A 23,899-nucleotide genomic window follows, 5' to 3' on the forward strand; every position below is an offset into this window, starting at 1 on the left:
TTAATTTTGTACTTTTTCTAAGAATTGACTGTGGGTCGGCAGCTGCTCGACAGTGCTATTAATCAAGGTTTTTAGATTGCTAAATAACTCATTTAATTGCTCGTCTGATAACGCATCAGTTAATGGATGGTGATCCTCTGCGATTAGCCCTTGCCCTATCATCACTTGCTGCCACGCAACTTCGGCAAATAGCTCATCGTCTTCTCTTACGAGCTTTCCGCTGGTTTTAAATAGCTCAATTTTCTTTTTAAGACTGCTTGGAATATCCATGCCTTTACAAAAACGCCAAAACGCACTGTCATCACGCTCAGTAATCTTGTAATGAAGAATAATAAAGTCACGAATTCGCTCAAATTCTGTTTTACTTTGTTGATTAAATTCATCCACAAGGCTTTGTTTAATACCTTGATGAGGAAAAAACTTAATTAAACGAATGGCTGCACTTTGAATTAAATGAATACTGGTCGATTCTAATGGCTCTAAAAATCCGCTTGATAAGCCAACTGATACTACATTTTTATGCCACTGTTTTAAGCGACGACCTGTTTTAAACTTAATAACGCGGGGCTCTGTCAGTGGTTTAGCAGGTAGGTTTTCTAAGAGCTGTTGCTTTGCCACTTCATCTGATAAGAAACGAGAAGAATACACAAGGCCGTTGCCTACACGATGCTGTAATGGAATTTGCCACTGCCAACCCGAGTCTCTTGCAATTGAACGTGTATAAGGAATTGCATCAGTAGCTGATTCACTTTGCACCGCAATCGCACTATCACATGGTAACCAATGTGACCAATCTTCAAAGCCGGTATTAAGAGTTTGTTCTATTAATAAAGCACGTAAACCGGTGCAATCTATAAATAAATCGCCGTCTATTTGCTCGCCATTTTTAAGTAGCAAAGAGCGAATATACCCGCTTTCATGGCATTGGTTAACCGATTCAATTTTGCCTTCAATGCGTTTTACGCCTCGTGATTGCGCTAATTCCTTTAAGAATTCGCCATATCGAGTGGCATCAAAATGGTAGGCATAATGTAAGCCCGCCAACTGAGTGTTAGGAATGTGCTTAAGGTGAGCAAATTTATGAGCTTTTGCAGCTTGATAATTAAGTGAAAAATCCCAAAAATCAGGCGCATTATTAGCTTGATTTGCTTTTAGCCAAAAATGATAAAACTCACAAAACGGAAAATCCTTACCTATCTCACCAAAGGCATGCATATAGCTGTGGCCTTGGCTGCGCCAATTTTCAAACTCGATACCGAGCTTAATCGTGGCACCAGTAGCCTTAATAAATTCTTTTTCAGAAATACCTAACGCACCATTTAGATGCAAAATAGGTGGGATGCTTGCTTCGCCTACACCAACAGTGCCAATTTCTGCTGACTCTATCAGCGTGATATCAATTACTTTGCCTAACACTTTATTAAGTAAAGCAGCGGTTATCCACCCTGCTGTGCCACCACCGGCAATCACGACCTTGGTTATTTTTTTTGTTTCCATAGTACACCTAACGCCAATTTCAATTCATTGAGTGTAGCTCACTGATATAAAAAAGCCCTTGTAAAACAAATCACAAGGGCAATTTTCTATCGCTGTTTTAGCTAATTACAGCTTGTAGCTGAAGCCTAACAGGAATGTACGACCGTAGTCTTGGTAGTCACGTACTTGAAGTGAGTTATCACCTTGTAGTGATGTGAACGGCTCTTCTGTGATGTTCTGTACTTGGAAAGTAACAGATAAACCGTCAAGGCTCTCTACACCGCCTTCGCTAAAGTCATAACCAACTTGAGCATCCCAAATTGTTTCGCCTTTAATGTCAACTTGTGTAGTCGCAAAACCTAAACCGTATACGTCACCTTTAAAGTCGCTACGTTTACGCATGCTAGTACGCGCTTGGAAACCGTTACGCTCAAAGTAAACTGTTAAGCTATCAATTTGGTCAGATAGACCAGGTAGCTCATAATCGTTACCATTTTGGTCAGTTAAGTCTTGCTCAACACCTGTATGGCTTGCGATTAAACCAAAACCATCAAGTGATTCGCTGAACATAGTGAATGGTAGTGTTAATGAAAGCTCGTAACCCCATAGGTCACCAGAACCACCGTTTACTTTACCAGAACCTGTACCTGTTGAAGTTTCTGGGATTTCACCAGTAGACGGGTCAGCTACACCGCTCATGTCGATTTCATAAGTACCATCAAAAATCCACTGAGTGATATCTTTATAGAATACAGCTGCAGCGAAGTAACCTTCTTCATGGAAGTAGTTTTCGTAGCTTAAATCAAAACCAGTTGCTTCTTTTGGCTCAAGCTCTGGGTTACCACCTGATACGCTCCAATAGTTACCGTTTTCATCTGGTTGTTGATTGTAAGAAGCGTTAACTGACGAGTTCATTTCGTCTAAACGAGCACGAGAAATCGTTTTTGCTGCACCAAAACGTACAGTTTGCTCTTCATCAATTGCAAATGATAAGTTGATGCTTGGTAAGAAGTGGCTGTAGTCATGGCTTACATCTGTTGGAGATACAACAACTAAACCATCCACAGTATTAGCAGCGAAGCCTTGTGAAGACTGTTCAGTTTTCACATAACGCACACCAACGTTACCTGTTACTGGGATAGAGCCCAGCTCTGCATTAATGTCAGCTTGTGCGAAGAACGCTGTTACTTCCTCTTGAACTGTCCAAGACTGTGTCTTGTGTTTTGAATCAGTTAAGCTTTCTTGAAGAAGGCTATAGTAACCATCATTCACTAAACCATTAGTATCGTAAGCAACCATGTTGCCCATACCAATGAAATCAAGACTTGCTGACCCTAAACGGTATTGCTCTGGGATAGATAACATACCAGGGTTTGATAAAGAGAAGTCTTTTAGTGTCATGAAGTAACCTTCAGACAACTTGCTCTTTTCACGGTCACGGTAAGACATACCAAATGACACACGGCTGATGTATTCATTATCAAGTACTTTGCTTGCAGCAAGTTTCAATGTGCTTAGTTCATCATTGATTTCTGGCGCATTGATGAAACCATCTTGCGCAGTATTTTGATAAGCAGTATCAGTTAGGCCGTACTTATCGTTAAGTGCAGCACTTGCACCCCAAGATAATGGGCCACCAAGTTGAATTAAGTCATAATCGCTGTAATCAAGGTTATGGCTGAATTGTGCGCCAGTGTTACCACCGTCAAACTCATAACCAATCGTATCAGCAACACCATTTGCATCACCACGACCTGTACCTGAGTAGCTTTCGATACTCCAGATTTGACGCTCAACTTCAGAGCGGCTTACGTCAAATTCTACTGACCAATCATCGCTAATGTCGTATTTTGCATTAAAACCAAACTGAGTTAGTTCTGCGTTACGCTCTTCGTAGTCATTACGAACAACAACACGTTGGCCTTCTGTTACTGCGCTTGTGATGAAACCAGAATCTGCGTCAACAACAGCTGAACTTGGGTCAATTGAACCTTGGCCCCATGCAAATGGCACTTCGATACCACGTAAGATTTTTTCATCAGAGAAATCTACATATAAAGCATCAAATGTCATGTTTAGGCGGTCAGTCGGCGCAGCTTCAATAACAAGCATTGCTGTATCACGTTCAAGAGTCGATGAACGTACGAATGGCTTAGCACCACCTAAAATTGAGTACGTATTACCATCTTCACCTGTAAATTCAGGGTAACCCCAAGAGTTCCAACGTTTTTCTTGGTTTGGAGAGCTCATCGTGTTGTAAGCGAATGCAACACCGATTGTGTCATCTGCAAATTGGTCAATGTAAGAAACCGTACCACGGAAACCTTGGTCGTCACCGTCTGGGTTTAATTTGTCAAAACCCGTTTGCTCGTATTGGCCGTTGAACATGATAACTTGCTCACCTTTACTTAAAGGTTTAACAGTTTGCATGTCGATAACGCCAGCGATACCTTCAGCATCAATGCCTGCGCTTGGAGTTTTATATACCGTTACGCCACTCATAATTTCTGATGGGTAAAGGTCAAATTCAACGCCACGGTTGTCGCCGATTGAAACTTGCTCACGACCGTTGAATGTTGTTGCACTTTCGTTTTCACTGAAACCACGAACACTTACACGGCTAGCTCGACCGTCTAGACGTTGTGCTGTTAAACCAGGAAGGCGTGCGATTGATTCTGCGATTGATGAATCAGGTAATTTACCGATATCTTCTGCTGAGATTGACTCAACAACTTCAGGAGTGAAGCGTTTAGTATTAATAGATTCTACAACACTGCCACGAAAACCTTTTACTTCGATAACTTCAACGTTATCGTTTTTTGCTTTTTGGTCTTCTTCTGCAGCATACGCTACAAAGCTATTTAAACCTGCGGCTGTTAAAGCCAGAGTTAATATACTTGGTTTGAACATAGACATGATGTTTTCCCATTACCCAAATTGTAATGCCAACGTGTTGCAGTTATTCATTAACATAATAGCTGTAATTCGCTGACTGATTTTGTTGTCGAATTGAATATTAACGCTCTGATTATTTTCTTAACAAATTTATGCATACGTATTCAGCGTAGTCCACCACCACGAACATTAACAACATTTTTACAGAATGGAATTGTAACCATATGAATATAAATGATTTATCAATTTTATTGTGTGATTTAATAGTATTGAAACATTTTCGCTATATTTTCGCCCCAAATTTGGTTACACAAATAGGTACTAAGCCATTTATCTCGGTTAGATGGTGACTTAACGCAATTATTAAAGGTACAAGTCTATACCAATGATAATTGGTCTTACCAATATAACCCCTGCACTATTATGGTGTAAGTCAGCTATATTATGCACCAAGCTGGCGTTCGCGATCATAATTAAAACCCAGCAAACCTAATTGGTAAATTTTATTGATAGAAATTCGAGTTGTTTACTTTTAAATCAAGTTAATAAATTTTACTGAGAACAAAGATGAATTTGGCGTGCATACGTATGCAGAGTTTTTACAGTATCTCACCCTTCACGTATGCTTTTGACATTCCGGCAACATATTGCATTAACGGTTGCCTAACAGTTTACATACACTGAGTGTCACGATGGAGAAAAACATGGCTCAAAAGCAGTGGTATAAAGGTGCGGTTATTTATCAAGTTTACCCGCGCAGTTTCCAAGACACCAATGGCGATGGCATTGGTGATATCAAAGGTATCATTGATCGTATTGATTATATTAAAAGCCTAGGTGTTGATGCTATTTGGGTTTCGCCTTTCTTTAAATCACCAATGAAAGACTTTGGTTATGACATCAGTGACTATCGTGATATCGACCCATTGTTTGGTAACCTTGACGATTTTGATGAACTCATCGCACAAGCTCATCAACGTGATATTAAGATCATTATTGATCAGGTATTGAGCCATACCTCAGATCAACATCAATGGTTCCTTGATAGCCGTGAAGATAAAACCAACGACAAATCAGATTGGTACGTTTGGGCTGATGCAAAGCCTGATGGCACACAGCCAAATAACTGGTTATCAATTTTTGGTGGCCCTGCATGGCAATGGGAACCGCGTCGTGGTCAATATTACTTACATAACTTCTTTGCTGAGCAGCCAGATTTAAACTTCCATAACCCTGAAGTACGCAAAGCAGTATTAGATAATGTTGAGTTTTGGCTGAAGAAAGGCGTTGATGGCTTCCGTTTAGATGCAATTAACTTTTGCTATCACGATGCTCAATTACGTGATAATCCAGCTAAGCCACCAGAGAAACGTCAAGGCCGTGGCTTTAGCGAAGACAACCCTTATGCGTTCCAGTATCACTACTACAATAATACGCAACCTGAAAACCTTAGTTTTATGCAGGACATTCGTGCCCTACTAAACAAGTATCCTGGTACAGTTGCATTAGGCGAAATCTCATCTGAAGATTCACTCGCAACTATGGCTGAGTACACATCAGGTGGTGACAAACTTCATATGGGTTATAGCTTTGAGCTACTGACTAACGACTATAGCGCGGAATATATTCGTACTACAGTTAGCACTTTAGAGCAGCGCATGACTGAAGGTTGGCCATGTTGGGCATTTAGCAACCACGACGTTGAACGTGTTGCTAGCCGTTGGAGTCAAGGTGAAAAAATTGAGCCTCAGCAATGTAAGATGCTAACAGCCCTACTTGCTTCGTTACGTGGTAGCGTTTGTATGTACCAAGGTGAAGAACTTGGTTTAGGTGAAGCTGAAGTTGCATTTGAAGACTTACAAGACCCATATGGCATTACATTCTGGCCAAATTTTAAAGGCCGTGACGGCTGTCGTACACCAATGCCATGGGATGCAGCAGATGCTGAGCAAGCTGGCTTCTCGACAGTAAAACCTTGGCTACCTGTGGGCGATGCGCACAAATCTGTTGCGGTAAATACGCAAGATCAAGATAAAGATTCAATTCTAAATGCATATCGTGAATTTATGGCATGGCGTAAAGATAAGAACGTATTGTTAGAAGGCGATATTGAATTTATCGAAACGCAAGAGCCAGTGCTTGCTTTTTATAGAACGCTTAACGACACTAAAATGCTTTGTGCATTTAACTTAGGTGCACAAAGTAGTGAACTGACAATCTCTGATTCTGTGTCTTCACAGCATACTGAGATATCTCATCACACAGCTGAATTAAACAATAATACAGTCACTCTGCCCGGGTTCGGTTGCTTTTACGCAACCCTGAATTAATAATCAGTTGTTAAAAACCAAGCCCTGCAATTGCAGGGTTTTTTATTCCTAATCGTGGTATTAGTGGTTCATGGTTTTACTATTAATGTAATCTGTGAGCGCAAACAACACCCCCGACACCACAAACGTGACATGTATTAACACCTTCCAGAGTAGCTCATCTGTTGAATGGTTGTTCGAGCTAATAAAGACTTTTAAAAGCTCCACAGCCGATATAGCGACAATAGCGCTTATCAGTTTCATCTTCAGACCCGAGAAACCAACTTTACCCATCCACACGGGCCTGTCTTCATGGTTGTCTATATTCAACTTTGACACAAAATTTTCGTAGCCACTGAAAATGATGATAAGCAAAAGCCCTGCTAGTAGCGCAGTGTCAACTAAAGTCAAAATACCTACCAAAAGCTCTTGGTTTGACGCAGTGAACGTATTTAAGGCCATACTGTATAAATATTTAAAGAACTTTAGCAGCAGTAATACCACAGCGACTAATAAGCCAATAAAGAATGGTGCTAATAACCAACGCGAGCGAAAGATAAAACTCTCCACAACTTGCTCTAGTTTGGTTGGTACTTTCTTTATTTTTGAATGAGTCCCTTGTTCAGACATAAGTTAATTCACTTTTCTTTTAAAATTAGCGCGATAATACGTGTTTTGACCTTTCGATTACCAGCATTAGAAGCAAAAAGAATGGTTATTTTTTGCTTATCTTTACGATAAAAATTTTTCGTTATCTTTTTTTGAAATTTAGTTTATAAATTCACTCAAGCAAAGTGAGATACACATTGCGCACCATTACTGTGCAATTGAGCCGGTAATAATTACTTTTGTTGATTAGGAATAATTAAATGAAAAAAGCATTGCTAGCACTAATTTTGGCACCTGTTTTAAGCGTGTCAGCAACGAATGCAATCGCTAACGAAGCACCTGAAGCATCAGCTGAAATGATCAAAGAATACACTGAAATGTGCTTAAACTGGGCAAAAGATGATGACATCAGCAACGAAGAGTTAAAGCCATACGTATTAAAATGTTTAAACGATGAGCTTGAAGCTGAAGGCTATAAAAAAGTAAAAGACGTACAAATCTAATTTTACGCCTTCTTAGAATATAGAAAAACCGGAATGACACAATGATGTGCGCTCCGGTTTTTTGTTTTTAATGACTGTAATAATCAGCTAATGCACTAAATAAAAATAATAACGAACCTACCATGAATAACACCACCCCCACTGTGGCATATTCTATAAATGCAGGTAAAAATAAGGTACTCCCAAAGAAAAAGGCGCATGCTGATATGATATTCACCAACGCATTAACTTTAGGTGCGAGTGTAAACTTCATCACCATTCCTTATTCTGTTAACTCAGGGATAAAGTGAAACGCTTTAACTATGCGGTTCCAGCTGTTTATCTCAAGTACTACCGTCGTTAATACCACGATGTCGTTTTCGTCAAAAATAGCAGACACTTGGTTGTAAACATCGTTTTCAACATGTTTATCAATGATATTTGTTAAGGCTTCCGCCCAAGCGAGTGCTGCAGTTTCTTGTTCTGAAAATACAGGGACTTCACGCCAAGCGGCTAGTACATCGAGTCGCTGTTGACGCTCACCTTGGCTTCTCAGCTCTGCTGAATGCATATGCTGACAAAACCCACAGCCATTAATTTGCGACACTCTTAGTCTTACTAAATCAGCGAGCTTCGCGGTTATATTTGTATCTTCTGGCAGCGCGCTGAGCCCAGTTAAATGTTTAACAAGTCCTGGGTTGAGTGAATAAACCTGCTGTTGTGATAAACGTGTTTGCATTTTGAATCTCCTGTCTTGATGTTGATGACAGAATAACAACAGCCTAAAAGCAAATATTGGTAAAAAACGACATTAGCAATGTCATACAAGCACAAAAAAGGGATTGCAATTGCAATCCCTTTTTATAATCAAGATAGATGTAAATTTACTTTTTAGCCGCCGCTTTTTTCTTAGCTGGCGCTTTCTTTTTACTCTCTTCTACCCACTTGCCATTTTGGTAGTGAGCAGTCCAGCCTGTGGCTTTACCATCTACTTCACTCATTACATACTGCTCTTTATTTTTACGGCTATATCGAACGACTGAAGGATTACCATCAGGGTCTTTTGCAGGTGCGTCAGCAAGGTAATAGAACTTTTCAGAAATACGATCTCTAAAACGTTTTAATTCTTCCACTTTTGGCGCACGCGTTTCACGTGATTTAGGGAAGGTATTTGCAGCTAAGAAAATACCCGATGCACCATCACGCAGTACAAAGTAAGCTTCTGATTTTTCACATTCTAGTTCAGGTAAATGAACTGGATCTTCTTTTGGTGGCGCGGCTTCACCGTTTTTAAGTAACTTACGTGTATTTTTACACTCTTCATTACTACAACCGAAGTACTTACCAAAACGACCCGATTTTAACTGCATATCTGAGCCACATTTATCACATTCGATAATTGGGCCGTCGTAACCTTTAATTTTAAAGGTACCTTGTTCAACGATATAACCCTTACACGCTGGATTGTTACCGCACACATGTAATTTACGTGTTTCGTCGATCAGGTATGAATCCATTGCAGTTTCGCAGATTGGGCAACGCTTCATTTGCATCAAAGATTCAGTTTCTACGTCTTCCACATCTGCCGCAATGGCTTCATCGCCTGGCACCAAGTTCATGGTCGTAGTACAACGCTCTTTCGGTGGCAGGTTGTAACCTGTACAACCTAAGAATACACCGGTTGATGCAGTACGAATACCCATCTTACGACCACAAGTCGGACAATCGATATCAGTCTCGACCATTTGGTTTTGGCGCATACCACCGCGCTCTTCGTCGCCTGAGGCAATTTCAAGCTGAGTTGAAAAGTCTGCATAAAATTTATCAAGAACTTGTGTCCAAACACGCTCACCTTCTGCGATATCATCCAGACGACCTTCCATCTTAGCGGTAAAATCAAAGTTCATCAGATCTTCGAAGTTTTCAACTAAGCGGTCTGTAACAATCTCACCCATTTTTTCGGCGAAGAAACGGCGGTTTTCAACACGTACGTAACCACGGTCTTGGATCGTTGAGATAATAGATGCATACGTAGAAGGACGGCCGATGCCGCGCTTTTCTAATTCTTTAACTAAGCTTGCTTCACTAAAACGTGCAGGTGGCTTTGTAAAATGTTGTTTAGGATCTAACTCAACAAGGGTCAGTACATCACCTTCTTTAACCGCAGGCAGTGATTGATCTTCTTCGTTCTTTTTACGAACAGCTGGCTGAACTTTAGTCCAACCATCAAAACGAAGCACACGGCCTTTTGCTTTTAACTGATAATCACCAGCACCAACCGTTAAAGTTGTTAAATCGTATTCTGCTGGAACCATTTGGCAGGCAACAAACTGACGCCAGATTAATTCGTAGAGTTTTTTAGCGTCCGCTTCAACACCGTCTAAATGGCCAGACAACACAGTAACACTAGAAGGACGAATCGCTTCGTGCGCCTCTTGTGCATTGCCTTTAGAGCTATAACTAATCGGTGCTTTCGGTAAATACTTCTCACCAAACTGCTCTGTCACGTAATCACGACACATTTCAACCGCATCTTTCGATAAGTTAGTTGAATCTGTACGCATATAAGTAATGTGACCTGCTTCATATAAGCGTTGAGCCAACATCATGGTCTTCTTAACACCATAACCTAGGCGTGTACTTGCTGCCTGTTGCATGGTTGAAGTAATAAATGGTGCGCTTGGTTTACTCTTACTAGGCTTTTCTTCAACGCTAATGACCTTGTAGTCAGCTTTTTCAAGTTGACTAACGGCAGACATCGCCTGCTCTTCATTAACTGGCTTAAAAGGCTTGTCAGCGTGTTTGGTCACTTCTAGGCGTAAAGCTGCTTCTGTATTTTTAACATCAGCATGGATATCCCAGAACTCTTCAGGAATAAATGCTTTGATTTCGCGTTCACGTTCAACAAGTAAACGCACTGCAACAGATTGCACACGACCGGCTGATAAGCCACGTGCCACTTTAGCCCACAATAATGGCGACACCATAAAGCCCACTACACGGTCAAGGAAACGACGCGCTTGCTGAGCGTAAACCATGTCAGTGTTTAATTCACCTGGTGTTTCGAATGCTTGTTGAATCGCATTTTTAGTGATTTCGTTAAAAACAACTCGCTTATACTTTTCAGGTTCACCGCCGATAATCTGTTCAAGGTGCCATGCAATGGCTTCCCCTTCTCTATCCAAATCGGTTGCGAGATAGATTTTATCGGCGTTTTCAGCAAGTTTTTTTAATTCTTGTACAACTTTCTCTTTGCCCGGTAAGACTTCGTAATGTGGTTCCCAGCCTTTTTCAGGATCTATACCCATGCGAGCAACAAGATTTTTATAATCGCGTTGCTTTTTATAGGCAGCTTTTTCTTCTGGTGACATTTTTCGAACTTCAGCAGGCGTTTTCGTCGCTGCAGTCTTCGTTTTGCCTGAACCTGAAGTTGGTAGATCACGCACATGTCCAACGCTGGACTTTACGATGAAATCGTTACCTAAGTATTTATTAATTGTTTTTGCCTTTGCTGGAGACTCTACAATTACAAGTGATTTGCCCATAGCTGCCTATTTCTGACCGAGTATTTTAAAAGTTTTTTGCCCTTATAAATGTATATCCATCACATTAAACAAATAAGTATGATTTTTTAACATTGGAGCACGAATATTTATAGGTATATCTACAAACACCAATTGTTACAAGCTTTTAATAGAAACTTTTCTTCATTGAGTGAATAATTAAACAATTTTTGTTGCTAATTTAGTCAATGTGGTGTTTTGCGGTAATTTCAAGGGGAATATATAGAACAGCAACAAAAATGCCAACCTTCTGGTTGGCATTTTTTTAAAATTAAACAATTAACTACTTAATTAGCCATCATCACTTATTGCTATTGTAGCAGTAGATACATTGTCTTTACCTGTTGTGAATTCAACAGTTAAGAAACCATCAGTTTTATCATTTGGATCAGCTTCACGGCTAATCGTAAGGGCAACCCCAGTCGCTGTTGTTCGGCTTGTATTACCAATATCAAAACCAGATGTACCACTGTAATCACCATTATCTGCACTAATTGCAACCGCAGTGCCTGAAGGCATTGGATTGTTGTAAATATCAGAGAAATAAAGCTCAAAACTCAGCGCTGACAACTGGTTACCTGAATCAGCGGTAGTAATGTTAATTGAGCCTAAATCACAGTAGTCAGTATTCGCTGTGGCTTCTAAACGAGCAATAATAGCACCTGACTGCGTATCTGCTTGTCTATAAATTGTACTACAGTTCTCAATATCAACAGCAAGTTGCATTGCATTATCTGTAAATACAGTTGGATCGTCTTCTGTTGTTTCAGCAAGTGCTTCAGCAAAGCGATTACGTAGCTCATCTTTTGTTACTACAAAACGACTGTATGCAAAGCTTCCTGACATAATAATCTCAAATGAGTCACGAACATCAATAAGCTCTTTGCTACATAAAGTCTCAAATGTTGCGTCTTCATCAGGCTCTGTCGCGGCTGCAGAACACTCAAGACCATTGTATTTACCATCAGCAAGTGTATGCATCTCATTTAAGTCAATATCGAAGTTTTCTTCTGTATGACCTGCATTAGTATTCGTTGCACTACATGGGTCGCTTGCATCACCTTCTTGACAGTTTTCAGCAGCTTTAGTAACCGCAGCTGTAACTGGATCATAAATTGCAGCTAGACCATCATAAACGCCATTTTCATTATGATCGACAAAGGCTTCAGGTAAGTCATAACCACTGTAATACTCATTTTTGTCATAACGTCCATTACCATTGATGTCGATAAATGACTCTTGACCTTTTGCTGTCACAAGTACTGTTGCGCGACCACCGAGAGGTACACCATCATCATTAAACGCGGCATTTAGAATACCTGCCATACAAGGTGCTGCCACACCAAAATATAGGTCGCAGTTAATAGCACTTGTTTTTGGGTTAGTGCTATTGATTTTATTGCCCCATTTATCTTCGCTAAATGGAATCGGGTTTTGTGAGCGCCACTGTGCAACGCACGCACCATCAACCGTGTTACATTCAAGTTGAGGGTTAAACTCCTCACCATCTAATGTCCCTACAGCGCCACCTTCTGTCGTTAAATAAACCGAAGTCCCATCTGGTACTGGGTTATTAAAGTGATCTGCAACATAAACCGAAATATCTGTAGTATCACCAATGTAATTTAATGCTTCAATGTTGATGATTTCCGGGCCTGCGGTAAAGCTATTACCATCAGGTAAGCCAGAGCTGATTGAAACAAGATCTGATACGCTTGTTACTTGCTCATCTAATGAAACCAACGAAAGCTCACCAGAAGGACATGAAACACTGCTATCACGGTCTGCTTCATCTAGAAGACATTCGTCATAAAGCTCTTTCCAACAAGTTACATTATCATTTTGATCTGCTGGGATTTGGTCATCAGGAATATAACAGGCTTGTACACGCACTGCTTGTGGAACAAAACCAGAGTTTATCTGAATTCGAGCTAAACCTTCTGAGTCAGTTGACACGCTGGCATGCGAAAAACCACTTGCATCTGTCACTTCAGAGAGTGAAATTCCACCATTGGTAGAGCTTAAACGAAAATCTAAACGTTTTTGCTTCGCAACATTACCAATTGCATCGGTAAGTTTAAAAGTAAGTTGGCTTGTTTCTTGGCGTGAAACACCACCGGTGCCTTTAAGAGCAAGCACATTTTCTGTTGCTTCTACAAACTCGATTGAGCTTACTTCAGCAGCTGATACAGGCACATTTACTGATACCACTTTTGGTGTTCCACCAGTTAGTACTGTCGCTGTTACTGTATCGCCCTGTGAAGTGTTACAGCCGTTGCTTCTGTAAGTTGCTGTAGCAATGCCGCTAATACTCGTCGCGGTTTCATCCATTACAGATAAATCTGATTCAACACACCCTGAAGTGAACTCAACATCAAGAGGAGAAACATATAAATCACCAGCTGCATCATAAATTGTTACTGTAATAACTGTAGTCGCACCTGCAGCAAGTGGCACAAATTCGTCATCAATAACATTGCCTGAGTCATCAAGCTTGTTATATAAACCATTTGAAATTTCAACGCTTAATTCAGCTGTCGCAATTTCAAATGCTTTTGAAGAAGTCACAGACTTAGCAGTCACAGTAACCTCGCCCGCACCACTATTGGCGCCAGGCTGTAATTTTAAAATGGCAAAGCCAAAGTTGTCAGTCAGGGCTTTTCCAGATTCTGGTAATAAACCACCAAGATCTGTTGAAAGCTCAGCGATAATACCGTCGATACCGTCGCCTGAGCTTGTATCTGTCACTTTAACCATTACATCGATAAGTTCGTCAGATGAGAATTGATTTACAACTGTACACCCTGACGTTAGGTAAGTAGTTTCAAGAGATGTTGTACTACGATTGGCATCCCAATCAGTCGCACAACCTTGAAGTAGTTTAATATCAAGCTCAGCTTCAGCACTTTCAACCGGGGCATCATCGCCATTTGAAATAAAGCCTGCGATTTTTGTGATACTGTTACCACTTTCATCTGTGTAAGTTGCAACGACTTGACCTGCACCTTTAGAGTCACCACTGCTAAGCGTTACAAATGCCTCACCATTTTCATCAGTAAGGGCTGTGCCTAGTACTGGTGTAATTTTACCTGTGTAGTTAGTGGTAAATGAAATAAGTTGCCCATCGAGTGGCGTGTCTTCATCAAGTAAAGTCGCAGTAACCGTACCTTTGTTATCTTTACTCACTGGGTTATCTAGAGAGAATGGCTGACCTGAGCTATCTACGATGTTAAGGCTTAGCGTAACACTACCGCTAACACTCGAGTCATCTGTTTCAGAGCCATCTGATGTAAAACCAAACGTATCAGTATATGTCTCACTATCAATTACATATGTAGCAGTAACAATACCTGCCCCCGCAGTATCACCCGCAGTTAAGGTAATTGATGCAACACCATCAGAATCAGTTAAATCAGTACCAGAAACAGGGTCTAATAGACCTATGTTACCATCTAGACTGAAATTAATAACTGCACCTACAACGGCTTCGTCATTATTAGTCAATGTTGCCGAGATGGTTAACGGTGTGTCAGCTGTAACTGCACTCGCTTCATCTGTAGTAGATTGGTTGTAGCCTTGAACAGACACAACATAGTTTGTTTCTACGGTTGTGTCATCATCTCCATCGGATGAATCACTATCTAATGATCCTCCACCGCCACAGGCGGCTAACAATGAGATGAAAACTAAAACACTTAGCCATCGCAATAAAGGCATCGACCTCTCCCTAGTTAGCTATTTTTTACTTATTTGATTGTTTACCTAATATTAACCTAAAAATTAAACGAAGATCATAATTTTTTTCCTTTAAAGGCAACGAAATTATTTAACTATTTATCGAATTTTTCTGTATAAAAATCTTCATGCTGGTAGTCTATGGCAAAATTTATAAAAAAATAGACTGGGTGTATGTCAAAAGTACGATCTTTAAGCCTTACATCTCGTATCATGGTAGGTATGGTACTGGGTGTAATCGTTGGTTTTATCTTTCAAGCCATTTTAGCGGGTGAAGACGATTTCCTTATTCCACTAGGGTTATTCTCTTTACCTATTAAAGCATTTTTTGTTGATGGTATTTTCCATGTCGGTGGCCAAATTTTCATCGCAAGCTTAAAGATGCTTGTGGTGCCACTGGTTTTTGTATCATTAGTCTGTGGTACTTGTAGCTTAAGCGACCCTAAAAAATTAGGCCGTTTAGGCGGTAAGTCAATTTTGCTTTATTTAGCAACGACCGCAATCGCGATTACTGTTGCTATTACCTTAGCCTTATTAGTTAACCCAGGTGAAGGAATCAACTTACCTTCGGATGCTAACTACAGTGCAAAAGAAGCACCTACCCTTGCGCAAGTCATTATCGGTATGTTCCCAACAAACCCTATTGATGCTATGGCAAGTGGTAATATGCTACAGGTTATTGTTTTTGCATTATTATTCGGTGTTGCTATGGCCCTTAGCGGTAAAGCAGGCCAACGTGTTGCAAATGTTTTTGAAGACTTAAACACTGTTATTTTAAAGCTAGTTACTTTGCTTATGAACATTGCACCTTATGGCGTGTTCTTCTTGATGGCAAAACTCTTTACAACCATCGACTTAAAGCTAATTAAGAGCCTTGCTTTATACTTCGGTGTGGTTGTGTTTGCACTTCTGTTCCACGGTTTAGTTAACTACAGTGTCTTGTTAAAGTTATTTACCGGCCTTAACCCAATTACGTTTTTAAAGAAGATGAAAAACGCTTGCCTATTTGCATTTAGTACATCTAGCTCAAGTGCAACTATGCCTATTACCCTTGAAACTGCGAGCAAGAAGTTAGGTGCGCACAACTCAGTTGCTTCGTTTACTGTGCCTTTAGGCGCAACCATTAACATGGACGGCACAGCAATTATGCAAGGTGTTGCGACCGTGTTCATCGCACAGGTATTTTCAGTTGATTTAACGATTTCTGATTACTTAATGGTTATTTTAACTGCAACACTTGCTTCTGTGGGTACTGCGGGCGTACCCGGTGTTGGTCTTATTATGTTAGCTATGGTGTTAAACCAAGTAGGCTTACCTGTAGAAGGTATTGCTATCATCATTGGTGTAGACCGTTTACTAGATATGACACGTACCGCTGTGAACGTTACAGGTGATTGTATGGTGACCTGTGTGGTTGCAAAATCTGAAGGTGAATTTGATGAGGACGTATTTAACGACCCAAATGCCGCTAAAGATTTAGAGGACTATCATAAGTCAATTAAGTAAAGACTTATTCGCAGCCCATAAAAAAACCCGCTAAGTTAGCGGGTTTTTTATTGATAGTGCTTGATTATGGATTTAAGCCTTTAAAACGTGACATTAAACTAACACCCGCTTTACTTACTCCAGAACTTAAACCAACGGCTAGCTTATCGCTTAAATTCTTCTTTATACGGTATTTAACTTTATAAATTTGACGCTCTTTCGCTTGGCTCAATAAGATATCATCACTTGTGTCAATCTTATCAACTAAACCTTTATCGAACGCTTGGGTAGCAAACCAATGCTCACCGGTTGCAACAGTATCAATATCTAGAGATGGACGCTGCTCACTCACAAAAGTTTTGAATAAACCATGGGTTTGTTCTATTTCTTCTTTGAATTTTTCACGACCTTTATCGGTATTTTCACCAAAAATAGTTAGCGTACGCTTGTATTCACCTGCGGTGATTTGCTCAAAATCAACATCATTCTTTTTCAAGATTTTATTAAAGTTAGGAATTTGCGCAATAACACCAATCGAGCCAACAATTGCAAAAGGTGCTGCAATAATCTCATTGGCCACACAGGCCATCATATAGCCACCACTTGCTGCTACTTTATCAATAGCAACAGTTAAATAAATTCCAGCATTACGTAAGCGTTGTAGTTGAGAGGCAGCAAGACCATAGCCGTGCACCACACCACCACCACTTTCAAGGCGTACCAGCACGCGATCTTTTTCTTTGTCGGCAATGGTTAAAATAGCGGTAATTTCTTCTCGTAGGCTTTCTACTTCGTGGGCATCAACACTGCCATTAAAGTCAATTACATATAAACGTGATTTAGGCTCGTCGTTTTGCTGTTTTTTAGTCTCAGCTTTTTGCTGTTTTTGGTGAGCCTTGAGCTCTTTTTTTGAAAGGGTATTTTCGATAAAGCTTTGTTTTAGATCATCAAGTTGCTCACTCAAATCATCAATCGTTATCTCCCCTTTCTTCGCTTTAGGTTTCACTGCAGCGCCCATGATAATGGCAACAATCACAGCAATTGCGATGACAAATGTCAGGGTCTTTGCAAAAAATAACCCGTATTCATATAAAAATTCCAATCAAACTCTCCATTTATTAATGCATCGGCACAATTTACCACGCTTTAAAGCAAAAAAAAGCCACATGATGTGGCTTTTTACTTAATTGGTTATTACTTAATTAGTAAGGTTTCGATTATTCAGTAACGACTTCTGTATTAGTAACCTGAAGATACTGACCACGGCTAGCTAGGAAAGTCGCGATTTGCAATTGCATTTCTGCAGTTGCTGCTGCACTTTCTTCAGCTGTTGCACCTGAATCGGCCGTTGCAGCAGGTGTTAACACTGAGCTGTGATGGCCTTTAGTGAATTTAACCACATAACTCATTGCATCAGCTGTTGGACCTTGTGTTTCAGCTACCGTTGATAAACCCATTAGGTTAGCAAGAGGTAAACTACCAGCAATTGGGTTACTCGCTACCATAGGTGGAATAACCATATCAGCATTGTTATTTTCACCATCACCCACTACAACGCTCATGTATACTGGCGTGCCAAGTGCTGCAACAGATGCTGCGTAGTTAGAAGGATCGCCGCTATCAAGTGCTGTTTGTGCAGCAAAGGCAAACTGAGTGATCACACTTTGAATGTTAGCTAATTTTGCTGTTTCGCCCGCCATTGTTAACGAACTTACGTACTCTTTATAAGCACATGTAACGAAAGCAGTTTGGTTAGACGCAAGTGAACCACAGTTCGATAGCGCTTCATTTTGAGCATAAGCACCAAACTCCGCAGATTCAGCTGTACCAGCTGCAAGTAATACAGAGCCTTGTACAAATGGGCCAAATGTATTTGACTCAATTAAGAAGCTGGCGATACCACCGCCACCACTGGCAAGTGCTACGCTTTTAACGTTGAACATTGGATCAACTTGATCAGCTAGCGGAGCATTAGTCACAGCAACAAATGCTGGAGCAACTACCGAGCCTAATGAATGACCTAAGAATGATACATCTTGGGCATTTAAATCAGCAGCACCGGTAAAGTTAAGACCCAAGCGTAAGCCAAGTAAATCAGCAACTGATTGACGTAAGCTATCACGCGCTACTAATAATGACTGTAAGTTCATATAGCTTAATACAGAACCTGTAGAAGCATTAAAGTCGTCAGTACCGTCACCGTCTACATCCACACCACGCTCACCATGCATAGGGTGATCGATTGCTGCTGTTGCAAAGCCTTGCATTGTTAGCTGTGCGGTAATAGCAAGCATATCTTCTTTTTTAGAAGTAATACCGTGCTGCAAAATAACGACAGGCCAACCACCTTCAGGCATTGCTAACTCATCCATACCTAACTGACCACGTATTGCATTGATCACAGGTAAAATTGGTTTAGTAATTTGTACTGGCACGTTCGCAATGCTTTGTGTTTTCGGAATTGTGTTGTATTTAGTTAAGTGTTTAGTTTGGTCTAAACCTAAGTCGCGTAACTTACCATCACTTAACGCCATACAAAGGCCATCAGTTTCGCTAATTGGGTCTGTTGGGAATGAATCACCCGCTGCTGCCGCATAACCAAGCACAGCTACACCACTATCACACAAACCTTGCCAATAAGTCGCTGATAAATCATCGACCGTTGTGCCTGTTGGTGTTGCTAAATACATAGGTAACATTACGCTACCCTTTTGATACTGCACACCACCAAACACAGGTGATAAACCTGTAACACCTTGTGATGCGAATACTTGCTCAACCGTAGTAACAGGTTGCTCAGGAATTTGCACCATCGGCGTAGGTAGTGCATCTTGCGTTAAACTTGCTGCAAGCAGCTGTTTTACTGTACCAAGTACTTGACCTGCTGATTGCATTGTCATCGCAGCAGAATAGATAATTTCATCTTTTGTGATTGCACCACCCGATGTCACAGCATCTTCGTAGCTATTGATAACCGCTTGAAGTGACTTTTGCGAATCAGTGATAAGTGTTGTCTCTTCGCTCACTAGTGCATAAGTTGAAGATGGCTCAATTGAACGCCCTTCTGAGTCCATTAATGACGTTGTCAGAACATTAATGTAAGTGCTGCCCGCTTTAAATGGCTTAAGTGGGATAACAGCAACCGCATCACCAGAACCTTGAGTAATGAAGTCAACGCCAAATGTTAATTCAGACACTAATTTACAAGCAATACCCGCTGGCACTTGCGAGCAAGTTTCATCTGTTTGGCTTGCCCCCATTACAACTTCAAAAATACGCACAGCTCCTGGTGAAGCAGCAGAAGTCATATCAAGAGAAATACCCTCAGGGAATGCTAAATCGATTGCAAACGGAGTTTGTGTTGACCAGCCATCAAGGGCACCCAGTGCAAGCTGAGGATCAGCATAAGCTGCACGTTCAACACTGACATTGTTGTCGTCTAATTCACCCGGCATGTTTAAAGTACCATCAAGGGTACCACTCATCAGTAAGTCATTCGGTACTGAGATTACACTATTCGCTGGGTCAAATTTTACTGTCGCGGTTGGGAGAACAGGAGGATTATCATTTTTTACATCTTCTAATGTTTCTCCTCCACCACAGCCAGTAATGGCTGACGCAATGGCTAGTGAGAGTAGCAGTTTTTTCATAATTTCGCTCCGCGCAAATCTTATTGTTATTGTGTGTTCAGGGTTAAAAGTAGTTATTCTACTACCTTCATTCTAAGTTAATTTAATGTAATTAGGTTATTAATGAGACATTAGACCAGTTAAAGTTAACGTAAAGTTTCAATTTTCGCCACCTTAATTTGCAATAAATTCGATAACTTGGCTTTTTGCTATGGTAAAATAATGAAAAATCTAATCGATGGTACGTTTATGCATACTTATAAAGCCGCAGAGAATGCGCTAAAAGACAAAGTAATTTTAATAACAGGTGCTGGTGACGGCATTGGTCGTGTTGCCGCATTAACTTATGCTAAGCATGGTGCCACTGTTATTTTACTTGGAAAAACAACCAATAAACTTGAATGTGTTTACGATGAAATCGTAAATGCAGGCTACCCACAACCGGCTATTGTGCCAATGGATCTAAAAGGTGCCACAAAACAAAACTACCGTGACTTAGCTGCAACCATCGAAATGCAGTTCGGTAAATTAGATGGTTTACTCAATAACGCAGGTATTTTAGGTTCATTAGGCCCACTTGAACATTTCTGTGTTTCTACCTTTGAAAACATCATGAAAGTGAATGTAACTGCACAAGCTATGATCACTAAACTCATGTTCCCACTGCTTCGCAAATCTGATAGCGCATCTGTTATTTTTACTTCGTCAGGTGTTGGTCGCCAAGGCCGTGAACACTGGGGTGCGTATGCAATCTCAAAATTTGCTGTAGAAGGTATGATGCAAACTTGGGCTTGTGAGGTGGGTAAAACCAATATTCGCGTGAACTGTATTAACCCAGGTGCTACCCGCACATCGATGCGTGCATCAGCTTACCCTGGTGAAGATAGAGATAAGTTAGCAACACCTGAAGATTTAATGCCAACATATTTATACTTGATGAGCGACGACTCTAAAGAGGTAAACGGCCAGTCTTTAGATGCTCAGCAAAAATAAAGCAGATTGCTAATATCTAGATACAAAAAAGCAGCTTTCGCTGCTTTTTTAATTTTCGATTAAATAAAACGTTTGATAATAAAATCAACTTTTACACGTTTAGCCTGCCCCAATAGCTTTTTAACCGGTGCAGGATAGTCATCCATCGTCTCTAAATCCTGTGGACCTGTTAAACGACGACAGTGCTGCAAAATAGCTTGTTTTTCATTTTCTATTTGCTCAAGAATATGCTGCTTAGGGTCATCAATTAAAATACCGTTTTCGATATCTAAGCCCCATGCGCGTGGATTCAAATTATGCCCACTTAATAAATGTAAGCGCTTATCAGAGCAAATCCCTTTTAAGTGAAAAGAATTACTTTCATGCTTCCAAAGGTATACATTCAAATTACCATTACTGATGTGGCGTTTTTGTGACTTTAAAAACTTATATAAAATGGTTTCATATAAATATGGTAATGCACCAATTTTACTAAATGGCTCACTTGGCGGCAGATAAAAATCGTTTGCGGTTTTATCACCTACCACAATAGTTACCTGCTTGCCTTGCTTCAATAAACGGCGTAATGAACGCATTAATGGCGCCGGAAAATTAAAGTAAGGGGTATAAAGAACGAGTTCTTGCTCTGTGGTATCGAATAACGACTTAATTAAACGATTAAGCTTATTACTTCTGCGTCCTAAACCTAAAAATAAACGCACACCCAACTCACCGGCACTAGCTTCTGCAGCACTTTCGTAACTTGCCGATTTAAGTTCACGCATCAATTGTTTTTGCGCGACTTTAATATCATTAAACTTTATCAGAGGACGCATATCAATACGTGGCACTGCAGCTGAGCTTAAAAGATGTGTTTCTATAAATTCGATGACCGAATTACATAATCCAGCTTGGCGAACTAAAAAGTAGCGGTCTAAACGGTAACGCTCGTCTTGCTGAAGATACACATTATTTAAGCTTGCGCCGCTGTATAATAATGTGTCGTCAATCACAAAGCCTTTTAAATGCAGGACTCCGAAAAGCTCTTTGGCTTTTACTGGAACACCATGAACTTTAACATTTGATTGATACTGCTCTTGAAAATCACAATACATGCTGGCATTGCCATCAGACTTAGCCGCACCAATTAAACCACGTTGAGCTCGGTGAAAATCAACGAGCACTTTTACTTCTAACTCAGGGTTAGCAAGTGATGCCTCATGTAACGCCGTTAATATTTCTCGCCCAGCTTCATCGTCTTGCAAATATAAAGCAGTAATATAAATTCTTTTTTTCGCTGCACCAATTAAACGCAATAGTTCAGTGCGATACTCTTTTGCATTGGTTAAGACCTGTACGTCTTCTGTAGTCAGCCCAAAAGCGGGCTTTTCCTGCCAAAATACCATAATTGCCTGTTCGTTTAGTTAGCTCATACCAAGAGCTAATATCAAAATTAGCTAAAACATACCAAAAAAATATTGCTTGGTCATGAATTACCGTACTTTGATCACAGAACAATTTGTAATTAGCCTATTTTATGAGCAAAAAGAGTTATTTAAATTATAATAAGTAAGGATTATTTGACAGCTTAGCGATTTGACTAAAAAAATAATCAGGGCTTTTGTTTACATCCGCCTTGTTTTTCTTAGAATCGGGCGCATAAACATCGTATTGAAACGTTTTTAGGAAAAACCATGAGTGACGCAAAACACTGTAAACTATTAATCTTAGGTTCTGGCCCAGCAGGCTATACGGCAGCGGTATACGCAGCACGTGCCAACCTTAACCCGGTTCTTATCACTGGTATTCAGCAAGGTGGTCAATTAACGACAACCACTGAAGTTGAAAACTGGCCAGGCGATGCGCATGGCTTAACAGGTCCTGCATTAATGGACCGTATGAAAGAGCATGCTGAACGTTTCGAGACTGAAATTGTTTTTGATCATATTAATAAAGTTGATGTTTCAAAGCGCCCTTTCACTTTAACTGGTGACTCAGGCACATATACGTGTGATGCATTAATTATCGCAACAGGCGCGTCGGCTAAATACTTAGGTTTAGAATCAGAGACTAACTTCCAAGGTCGTGGTGTTTCTGCTTGTGCAACCTGTGATGGTTTCTTCTACCGTGGTCAAAAAGTAGCGGTTGTGGGCGGTGGTAACACTGCTGTTGAAGAAGCACTTTACTTATCAAATATCGCTGATGAAGTTCACGTTATCCACCGTCGTGACAGCTTCCGCAGTGAGAAAATCTTAGCAGATCGTTTAAAAGAAAAAGCTGAAAACGGTAACGTTGTTTTACATTACAATCGCACTCTGGATGAAGTACTTGGTGATGAAATGGGCGTAACTGGCATCCGAATTAAAGCAACTGATTCTGAAGAAACAGAAAACTTAGATCTTGCGGGTGTATTCATTGCAATCGGCCATAAGCCAAACACTGACATGTTTGAAGGTCAGCTAGAAATGAAAGACGGCTATTTAGTCGTTCAGTCTGGTTTAAACGGTAACGCAACACAAACAAGCGTACCAGGTGTATTTGCTGCAGGTGACGTGTCTGATCACATTTATCGCCAAGCAATCACATCTGCAGGTACGGGGTGTATGGCTGCACTTGATGCAGAACGCTTCTTAGATAACCTATAAAATAGTTGATCTAAAGCACTAAATACTAGGGGCTGTTGTAAAACAGCCCCTTTTTTATAGCTAAATTTTTGTTAAAATCAGAGCAAATAACAACGATAC

The 23,899-nt window shown here is 40.4% G+C and carries 15 protein-coding genes; 5 read left to right on the forward strand and 10 right to left on the reverse strand.

What is annotated here, in order from left to right; all coding sequences use genetic code 11:
- A complete protein-coding gene (locus MTF66_RS06245) occupies window positions 1-1,497 on the reverse strand; it encodes a tryptophan halogenase family protein (protein ID WP_248526773.1) in 1,497 nt (498 codons plus the stop codon).
- Window positions 1,498-1,602: 105 nt separating this feature from the next.
- Complete coding sequence (locus tag MTF66_RS06250; protein ID WP_248526774.1) at window positions 1,603-4,392, reverse strand: TonB-dependent receptor; 2,790 nt, start codon at window positions 4,390-4,392, stop codon at window positions 1,603-1,605.
- Between the two features lie 683 nt (window positions 4,393-5,075).
- Here MTF66_RS06250 and MTF66_RS06255 point away from each other — a divergent pair.
- Window positions 5,076-6,701: an alpha-glucosidase family protein gene (locus MTF66_RS06255; protein ID WP_248526775.1), complete on the forward strand. Its 1,626-nt coding sequence runs from the start codon at window positions 5,076-5,078 to the stop codon at window positions 6,699-6,701.
- 60 nt (window positions 6,702-6,761) lie between these two features.
- On the opposite strand, the gene MTF66_RS06260 is transcribed toward MTF66_RS06255, so the two are convergent.
- Entirely contained in the window at window positions 6,762-7,310 is a 549-nt protein-coding gene (locus MTF66_RS06260; RefSeq protein ID WP_062564520.1) for a TIGR00645 family protein, read from the reverse strand.
- Between the two features lie 239 nt (window positions 7,311-7,549).
- On the opposite strand from MTF66_RS06260, the gene MTF66_RS06265 reads away from it, so the two are divergent.
- Window positions 7,550-7,792 carry a hypothetical protein gene (locus MTF66_RS06265; RefSeq protein ID WP_054561654.1) on the forward strand — a complete coding sequence of 81 codons (243 nt, stop codon included), beginning with the start codon at window positions 7,550-7,552 and terminating at the stop codon, window positions 7,790-7,792.
- Between the two features lie 67 nt (window positions 7,793-7,859).
- Here MTF66_RS06265 and MTF66_RS06270 read toward each other — a convergent pair whose 3' ends face one another.
- The 4 genes from MTF66_RS06270 to MTF66_RS06285 form a co-directional block, all read right to left on the reverse strand.
- Window positions 7,860-8,045: a YrhK family protein gene (locus tag MTF66_RS06270; RefSeq protein WP_248526777.1), complete on the reverse strand. Its 186-nt coding sequence runs from the start codon at window positions 8,043-8,045 to the stop codon at window positions 7,860-7,862.
- Between the two features lie 9 nt (window positions 8,046-8,054).
- A complete protein-coding gene (locus MTF66_RS06275) occupies window positions 8,055-8,510 on the reverse strand; it encodes a carboxymuconolactone decarboxylase family protein (protein ID WP_248526778.1) in 456 nt (151 codons plus the stop codon).
- A gap of 145 nt (window positions 8,511-8,655) precedes the next feature.
- On the reverse strand, window positions 8,656-11,316 hold the full coding sequence (topA, locus tag MTF66_RS06280) for a type I DNA topoisomerase (protein ID WP_055020836.1): 2,661 nt from the start codon (window positions 11,314-11,316) through the stop codon (window positions 8,656-8,658).
- A 309-nt stretch (window positions 11,317-11,625) separates the two neighbouring features.
- Window positions 11,626-15,051 (reverse strand): hypothetical protein, encoded by a 3,426-nt coding sequence (locus MTF66_RS06285; RefSeq protein ID WP_248526779.1) that lies wholly within the window; start codon window positions 15,049-15,051, stop codon window positions 11,626-11,628.
- A gap of 192 nt (window positions 15,052-15,243) precedes the next feature.
- Here MTF66_RS06285 and MTF66_RS06290 point away from each other — a divergent pair, with 192 nt between their 5' ends.
- Window positions 15,244-16,575, forward strand: coding sequence for a dicarboxylate/amino acid:cation symporter (locus MTF66_RS06290; protein ID WP_055020834.1), 1,332 nt, complete (start codon window positions 15,244-15,246; stop codon window positions 16,573-16,575).
- 64 nt (window positions 16,576-16,639) lie between these two features.
- Here the strand turns inward: MTF66_RS06290 and sohB are convergent, their stop codons facing one another.
- The gene (sohB, locus tag MTF66_RS06295) at window positions 16,640-17,656 is read right to left on the reverse strand and encodes a protease SohB (RefSeq protein WP_248526780.1); all 1,017 of its coding nucleotides are present in this window, start codon (window positions 17,654-17,656) and stop codon (window positions 16,640-16,642) included.
- A gap of 115 nt (window positions 17,657-17,771) precedes the next feature.
- Window positions 17,772-20,204 (reverse strand): VolA/Pla-1 family phospholipase, encoded by a 2,433-nt coding sequence (locus MTF66_RS06300; protein WP_248526781.1) that lies wholly within the window; start codon window positions 20,202-20,204, stop codon window positions 17,772-17,774.
- A gap of 228 nt (window positions 20,205-20,432) precedes the next feature.
- Between MTF66_RS06300 and MTF66_RS06305 the strand changes: the two genes are divergently transcribed.
- Window positions 20,433-21,176 (forward strand): YciK family oxidoreductase, encoded by a 744-nt coding sequence (locus tag MTF66_RS06305; RefSeq protein WP_248526927.1) that lies wholly within the window; start codon window positions 20,433-20,435, stop codon window positions 21,174-21,176.
- Between the two features lie 59 nt (window positions 21,177-21,235).
- On the opposite strand, the gene pssA is transcribed toward MTF66_RS06305, so the two are convergent.
- Entirely contained in the window at window positions 21,236-22,561 is a 1,326-nt protein-coding gene (gene pssA, locus MTF66_RS06310) for a CDP-diacylglycerol--serine O-phosphatidyltransferase (RefSeq protein WP_248526782.1), read from the reverse strand.
- Window positions 22,562-22,849: 288 nt separating this feature from the next.
- On the opposite strand from pssA, the gene trxB reads away from it, so the two are divergent.
- Window positions 22,850-23,800 (forward strand): thioredoxin-disulfide reductase, encoded by a 951-nt coding sequence (gene trxB / locus MTF66_RS06315; RefSeq protein WP_054551466.1) that lies wholly within the window; start codon window positions 22,850-22,852, stop codon window positions 23,798-23,800.
- Window positions 23,801-23,899 lie beyond the last annotated feature (99 nt).

It is taken from the genome of Pseudoalteromonas sp. 2CM39R (assembly GCF_023161845.1).